Source organism: Lentiprolixibacter sp. (assembly GCF_982873095.1).
Genome location: NZ_CEYNTP010000157.1, coordinates 1 through 6,745, shown reverse-complemented (window position 1 = coordinate 6,745; position 6,745 = coordinate 1). Strand labels below are relative to the sequence as shown.

The window sequence follows — 6,745 nt, the reverse complement described above, 5'->3', positions numbered from 1 at the left end:
AGGTATTCCATGCCAGATAGCTCAGGGAGGTACTTCGAAGTCGGATCGCTCAGTTTCAGTTTTCCGGCATCGCGCAATTTCAGTATGGCCATGGCCGTGAAACTTTTGGTCATGGAGGCAATACGAAAAGCCGTGGAAGTGCTGGCAGGAAGTTGGTTTTCCACCTCCATCACACCTGTAGCAGAGGAGAGTATGAGCTCATCGCCCACAACAATACCGTAGGCAACTCCTGGAATGTGCCTTTCTTCCGCATGTTGTATGATCAATTCGTGCAATTCATCACGCAATGCCCTTATGTTTTCAATACGGGAGTCTTCTTCAAATACTGCCGGCAGATAGTCCGCGCTGTAATTGATCCTTTTCTCAACCGTTTCTTCCGCATTTCTCGATTCTTTACAAGAGGTAAAGGCAATGAGCACGGCTAAGGCATACAGAACTCTATTCATCGGTATATGGTTTTAAGATGCTTTTGAAATTAAGAAATGTATCCCTAACGGAACAATTGTTCCTTGAGTTTTTCAGGGGGGAGGTTGCCGGTTAGCTCCGTAAGCTTTTTACTGACATTATAGTGTTCCACATCAAACCTGTGCGCTTCACGGGTGTCCTGCAAGGCCCGCTTGATGGTATTGATCCCGGCAATCCGGCCTTCCAGGTGCACGATATTCATGAACTTCCTGAATTGTTCATCCGAAAGGTTGGGGCGCCCGTACTGGCGAATGATGCCGCTGAAATATTTGGTGTATAACATGGATATAATCCCAATAAATGGATATAATCCAAAATTATAACTTTAAAAGAACAATCCAGAGACTTTAGTTGTTAAAATTTATGGGTGCCAGGTATTATGTGACAATTTGTAGAGGTTCAGTCTCCTTCCAGGCCCCTCTGGTAAAATCTGGAAACGCCTGCGGTTCTCCGTCAGCAGCTACTGAGCGTTCACTTAAAGGGGCCACTGCGCTCCAGAAGGCACCCTCATAGACATTCTGGTCCAGGGGCCATCCTTTTTGAAGGCATTCGATGATCCGATAGATCATCATTCCGTCCATTCCCCCATGTCCGCTGTCCTTGGTACTGGCAGATAATCTTTTGTAAAGAGGATGATCGTATTTCTCATAGAGCTGTTCCAGTTGTTCCCCCTGTACCCAGCTATGATGGTCTTTGGTGATGCCTTCCACACCCCCTTCCAGGGCGACACGTGTTGGGAATCCTGCAAGGGCACCCTTAGTTCCCTGTATCAGGTTTAAGCGGGAATAGGGTCGGGGACTGGTCTCGTCCCACTGCACCATTATGGTCCTTCCCAAATGGGTTTTTACAATGGAAGTGTTAAGGTCTCCTCCGCGGTAATCCAGTTGGTTCCATTGGTGATCTTCCGGATAATTTTTTTGGGCGTAGCGCTCACGGCCCAGAGCAGGGGTGGAAAAGGACACCAGGTTCTTAAAGGTGTCTTCGCCCCTTGCCAGGTTCATGTACTGGGCAACAGGACCCAGTCCATGGGTGGGGTACAGGTTGCCATTGCGTTTTGCATAGTGATAGGTCCGCCAGGAACCAGTTCCGCGTTCCACCTCTTCCATTTGCCACCGCAGTTCATGGATGTACGCAGCTTCCCCGTGCAGCAGGTCCCCTATGATGCCCTTACGACAGATATTTAAGAAGAGCAGTTCATCGCGGCCATAGTTCACATTTTCCATCATCATGCAGTGCCTTCCGGTCTGCTCGCTGGTATCCACAATGTCCCATAGTTCCTGAAGGGTGAGGGCCAAAGGCACTTCTACAAAGGCATGTGCGCCCTGTTTCATCGCTTCAATGGCCATAGGGGCATGATTGCTCCAGTTGGTGGCAATAAAGACTACATCGGGTTTAACTTCGGCCAACATGCGTTTCCATGCCATTTCCTCGCCAAAATAGGTTTTGACCTCTTTATGTCTTTCCCCATTGCCCATAAGGCGTGCCTCAGTGGCCCACTTAGTGGCCAGGTCTTCATACAAGTCGCTGATAGCAACGATTTCAGTTCCCGGAAGTGATGCAGATAATTGGAGATGGGATGGGCCACGCGCACCCACACCGATGACTGCAATACGGACAACTTCAAGTTTTGGAGCAGCAAAACCACCCATATATTGGGCGCCAGGCTTTCTTGTAGTGCTTTCCTGGGTACAGGAGGGCAGGCTGGCGGATGCAAGGATGCCAGCGGTAGACAAGGAGGTTTTCTTAATAAACTTCCTTCGATTGAGATTACTCATAGGCGTTAAGCTGTGGTTAGCAATCTCAAGTTACCTTTTTTTAATGAGACTTCTCTTTCCTGAATTTGTGTTTAGGGTACGCAATCAATTTGGCAGCCCCATCACTGAGGAATTATTGAATTTTATTCGGCAATAAGCCCCCCTACAAGGACTTAATCAATAGAAAATCATCCATAACATATCCCTCTCCAATATCCTGAACCACACCGCCCAGGTTGTGGAACCCTAATTTTTCATAGGCCAGGATGGCACCGGTATTGTTTTTGTTAACCGTGAGGCTGATCCGGGTGCATTCCATATGCTTTGCCTCCCGGATAATTAATGCCATGGCTGCCTTTCCAATACCCTTGCCCCGGTATGTTTTCTCCACGTAGAATTTACTGAGGAATAATTCATCAATTTTTTTTTCAAAAGCGAAATAACCTGCCGGATGCGAGCCGTAAAAGATTAAGTAATAGTGCATCCCGCCGTTCACCTGCATTTCAATGGCCTCAGCAGACTGGAATTTGTTCAGCATATAGGACACCTGGGATGCCCCAATAATGGGGGTGTAATGTTCCCGCCATATGGTATCCGCCAATTGTGAGATAACACCATATGCCTTTTTGTCCTGTGCTTTTAAGAATGTAGTCATGCCAGTTGCGGGTCTGCACAAGAAATGTATAAAATATTCGGCTATTCTGTGAGGGCAGTTTCAATTTATGTATTTTGGGATTCGACACATGCTTAAACACATAACTCTTTTATTTATGCGTACTAAACTTATTTTACTGCTTGTTTTCTTCATGGGGATATCAATTACTGCCCAGGAAGAGAAAGACAAAGTAATGGAGACGGTAAACCAGTCTACCATTGAAGGCCATATCTACTTTCTGGCAGATGACCTTTTAAAAGGACGGGAAACGGGGACCCATGAAAATAAAATTGCTGCAGCCTACCTGGCTAATACGCTAAGGAGCTACGGGGTGCAACCAAACCCTAAAACAGGCAATTATTATCAGGAAGTGCCTATGGAGCGCTCATTACCTGCCCGGGAACTGAACATTACCATTGGTAATACAACCATAGAAAAGGCCGCCCCCATAATTAAGACAGATATGGACTATGAAGGGGCATTCGTCTATGCGGGATATGGGCTTGAGGACGATTATACCGAATTGGATGTCAGCGGGAAGGTGGTTTTGATCAAAGCCGGGAATGCCGATGGCGGGGAGGCACAACGGGCCTATAATCTGTTACGTACCAAACGGGAACTGGCCCGGCAGAAAGGGGCCTTGGCAATCGTAGAACTTATCGGGGCCCAGGACCAGATGTGGGCGTATATTGATCATCAGTTCAATGCCCCCGGGATCCAGCTCGCCCAGGAAGAGGAGGGATCAGAAAACGATTTTTCCTACTTGTGGGTGCAGGATGCTGACGGCAGCCTGATAGCTCAACTTTCTAGTCAGAAGATACATAATGGGAAAATGCGCATGGTATTGCCACCAAAGGAATCCTTTGTCTCCTACAATATTGTGGGCAGCGTACCGGGGTCTGATCCGGAACTAAGTGAAGAATACATCATCTATTCCGCCCATTATGACCATGTAGGGATAGGAAGGCCCGATGCAACCGGTGATACCATATACAATGGTGCCAGGGACAATGCTGTGGGGACCACTACCGTACTCAGCATGGCGGAGAACCTGGCCAGGTATCCCACCAGGCGTTCGGCCCTGTTCATTTTGTTTACCGGAGAGGAAAAAGGACTATTGGGCAGTGAGTATTATGTGGAGCACCCGGTACTTCCCCTAAACCAAATGGTGTATTGTTTCAACAGTGATAACGGGGGATACAACGATACGACCAAGGCAACAATTGTTGGTTTGCCCAGGACCACGGCAGCACCTCTGATCAAAGAAGCGGCGACTACTTTTGGATTAACAGCCATTGGCGATCCCGCTCCTGAGCAGGGATTATTTGATCGTTCAGACAACGTGCATTTTGCGAGAAAAGGCATACCTGCCCCTACCTTTAGTATGGGCTTTACGGCTTTTAATGCAGAAATAACAAAATATTACCACCAGGCCGGTGACGAACCGGACACCTTGGATTTTGGGTATCTCGAGAAATTTTTCCGGGCCTATGTAATGGCAGGCCGACTCATTGGAAATCATCCTGAAACGCCTGTCTGGACTGCCGGGGACAAATATGAAGCAGCGGGCAAAGCGCTGTATCAGGAATAGGCCCTTTCTAAATTATTCTGAATAAGGGTCCGTACCGGTCAATTCCCAGTGGCCGAGGCTAACCGGTATGTTGCCAATGGCATTCATGCCATCCAAAAAGGTTTTCAGTGAAAAAGGCTTACCGTTGTTTTCGCTAACCCTGGCGAAATCGGCCATGGCCTGTTCGATCAGGTATTTACCCGTGATGTAACTCGTACCGTAACCCGGCTGTCGCAGGTAGAGGTGTTGTTCAAACAGGAGCAATTCTTTTTCTGTTTTCATCCATCCCCTTGGGGTGTACTCTGAGTGGATCCCCCCGGCTTCTTCCATGCTCATCTCATTTGCTTGGGCGTACAGGGAACCAAGGCCCCTTGCAGCTCGCTGGGCAATCATGATGTACACAATTTCCCGAACTCGGGGAGAAGCATCATAGAGTCCGGCCTGCATAAACATTTCCTCAACTGCGGTTGCCATGCCTTCATTGCGGGAGTCAAAAATGTTATAGAGGAGGGGGCCTTTCCTGATGGGACTGGGGTTGGGCTCTGTATCCATTCGTGCCAGTTCAAACCAATGGTAAAAATGGGAATACAGCGGACGTGGGTCATGATGGGCAGTGATCCAGAAAAAGTTCCTGGTGGCTTCCGGGACAAATTGCCCAAGGTGTTCCCGTAAAGCAGGTTCAAAGTAGTCTTTTACGGTTACGATGTCCTGCTCTTCCAGGAAAGCCATGAGACTGGCAGCTGACGCTTCTGCAAGTTCCTTGTACGCTTCCGGACTGCTGGCCGGGACAAGTTGTGGAAGATGGCGATTGCGGTGCTCTTCCAATTTCAAGGAAGCCCAGGCACGGGCCAGTTCCCGTTTAAGTAATTGAACTTCATCTTCCCAGCTCAGGGGTACGAGGTGCACATTTTGTAGGTACCAGCTATAGTTTTCTTTTCCAATACCTGAAGGTCCGTCCTTGGAGGCGCTTTGTTCCTTTAACCATGCTGCCAGGGCATCGGTGGCTTTTATGGCTTCGTTAAGCGAACTGACCAGTTCTTCATCTGAGCCTACACCGGGAAGGTCCAGCACCCCTTCCAGGTTCTTACTTTGGACTTCAATGTCCCGGATCCCTGCAAGCCAGAGGTCACGGGCATTGCCGGTGAGATTGGTACGGGCCTGTTTATTCAGTTCTGGGATTACCCGGAGGTCTTGCAACAAACGGTTTCTCTCCTCTACAGATAATGGGAATTCATACGTCCAGAGTTCGGTCGTGGCATGGTGGGTAGGCCCCTCGTGTGCCGGAACATCACTGCGAGCCATCCACAGGGATTTGTAGAAGGCGGGATCCCGTTTCCAGGGTTTAAGTACCCGGTAGTTGAAATCGTATCCATTCATTTCTGCCCACACCAACCGCCAGTCTACCTGCTCTGCAATGCTCCAGCCTGTGGTGTCCATGGCCATTAAACGGTTTTGCAATTCCAGAAAACGCGAATGCCGCTCCTTAAAGGTTTGGGCTGTGTAATCTGGCGCTCCATTGAGCCCTGGAGGGGTTTCAAATGTCCGCCATTCCCGGAACAGACTAACAAGATCTTCATAGGTACGGGTGGTTGTACTGTTGCTGTTTTCCTTTGCATCACATCCCAGGAGGAGGAAACAGATAATCACAAAATAATACTTCATTGGAAATAGGTATGGAGGGTTACTTGCCTTCGGGAAGCCATCTTATTGATCTTCCAGGCTTTTTAATACAATACTATCTTTGCAATTGTCCACAACAAGTACAACTTTTTCTAACTCTTCAGGCCCTTCGATTCGGTAAGTATTGCAGGGTGTAGCCCGCGTGTCACTGTTTTTAAAGTCGATATCGCCATCGGTAAGGAAATCGGAAATATCCAAAGAATCCACAACCCCGGCATCGAGGAGTCTTTGGAACTCCGGGCTGTAGGTCATAGGCTTGGAACGCAATTCTTTTAAAACCCGGCAATTGGGCAAATAACAAAAGGAAGTGCCTGTTTCTTCCGACTTATTCTTCAGGAAAACTATGAGAAATATAAGGCCGATGGAAAGGCCGATAAGATAGAATCCCAATCTTTTTAAAAAGGACATCGATCAGAAAATAAGGAAATTGATATCACTGTATTTAAGGTCGAACCAGTCGCCCACAGCCTTGTTGGTGAGTATGCCATGGTACATATAGAGGCCGTTGCGCAACCCCTTGTCGAACCGCAGCGAATTTTCCAGTCCACCGTCTTCTCCGATTTTTAAAAGGTAGGGGGTAAAGATATTACTGATGGAAACCGAAGAAGTCCTCGGGTAGCG

At 48.1% G+C, this 6,745-nt stretch carries 7 protein-coding genes and 1 pseudogene; 1 reads left to right on the top strand and 7 read right to left on the bottom strand.

Annotated elements, in window-relative coordinates:
* The 4 genes from AC4E7D_RS09920 to AC4E7D_RS09905 form a co-directional block, all read right to left on the bottom strand.
* On the bottom strand, positions 1 to 446 hold a 446-nt coding region (locus AC4E7D_RS09920), incomplete at its 3' end, for a serine hydrolase domain-containing protein (RefSeq protein ID WP_490173642.1).
* A 44-nt stretch (positions 447 to 490) separates the two neighbouring features.
* Positions 491 to 748, bottom strand: a complete 258-nt coding sequence (locus tag AC4E7D_RS09915) for a hypothetical protein (RefSeq protein ID WP_490173641.1) — start codon at positions 746 to 748, stop codon at positions 491 to 493.
* A 94-nt stretch (positions 749 to 842) separates the two neighbouring features.
* A complete protein-coding gene (locus AC4E7D_RS09910) occupies positions 843 to 2,240 on the bottom strand; it encodes a Gfo/Idh/MocA family protein (RefSeq protein ID WP_490173640.1) in 1,398 nt (465 codons plus the stop codon).
* Between the two features lie 142 nt (positions 2,241 to 2,382).
* The gene (locus AC4E7D_RS09905; protein ID WP_490173639.1) at positions 2,383 to 2,874 is read right to left on the bottom strand and encodes a GNAT family N-acetyltransferase; all 492 of its coding nucleotides are present in this window, start codon (positions 2,872 to 2,874) and stop codon (positions 2,383 to 2,385) included.
* Between the two features lie 115 nt (positions 2,875 to 2,989).
* Here AC4E7D_RS09905 and AC4E7D_RS09900 point away from each other — a divergent pair, with 115 nt between their 5' ends.
* Positions 2,990 to 4,465, top strand: a complete 1,476-nt coding sequence (locus tag AC4E7D_RS09900; protein WP_490173638.1) for a M28 family peptidase — start codon at positions 2,990 to 2,992, stop codon at positions 4,463 to 4,465.
* A 12-nt stretch (positions 4,466 to 4,477) separates the two neighbouring features.
* Here the strand turns inward: AC4E7D_RS09900 and AC4E7D_RS09895 are convergent, their stop codons facing one another.
* The 3 genes and pseudogenes from AC4E7D_RS09895 to AC4E7D_RS09885 all read right to left on the bottom strand — a co-directional run.
* On the bottom strand, positions 4,478 to 6,106 hold the full coding sequence (locus AC4E7D_RS09895) for a DUF885 domain-containing protein (RefSeq protein WP_490173637.1): 1,629 nt from the start codon (positions 6,104 to 6,106) through the stop codon (positions 4,478 to 4,480).
* 42 nt (positions 6,107 to 6,148) lie between these two features.
* A complete protein-coding gene (locus tag AC4E7D_RS09890; RefSeq protein WP_490173636.1) occupies positions 6,149 to 6,532 on the bottom strand; it encodes a DUF4258 domain-containing protein in 384 nt (127 codons plus the stop codon).
* A gap of 3 nt (positions 6,533 to 6,535) precedes the next feature.
* Positions 6,536 to 6,745 (bottom strand): annotated as a pseudogene (locus AC4E7D_RS09885) (alanine dehydrogenase); the annotation flags it as partial.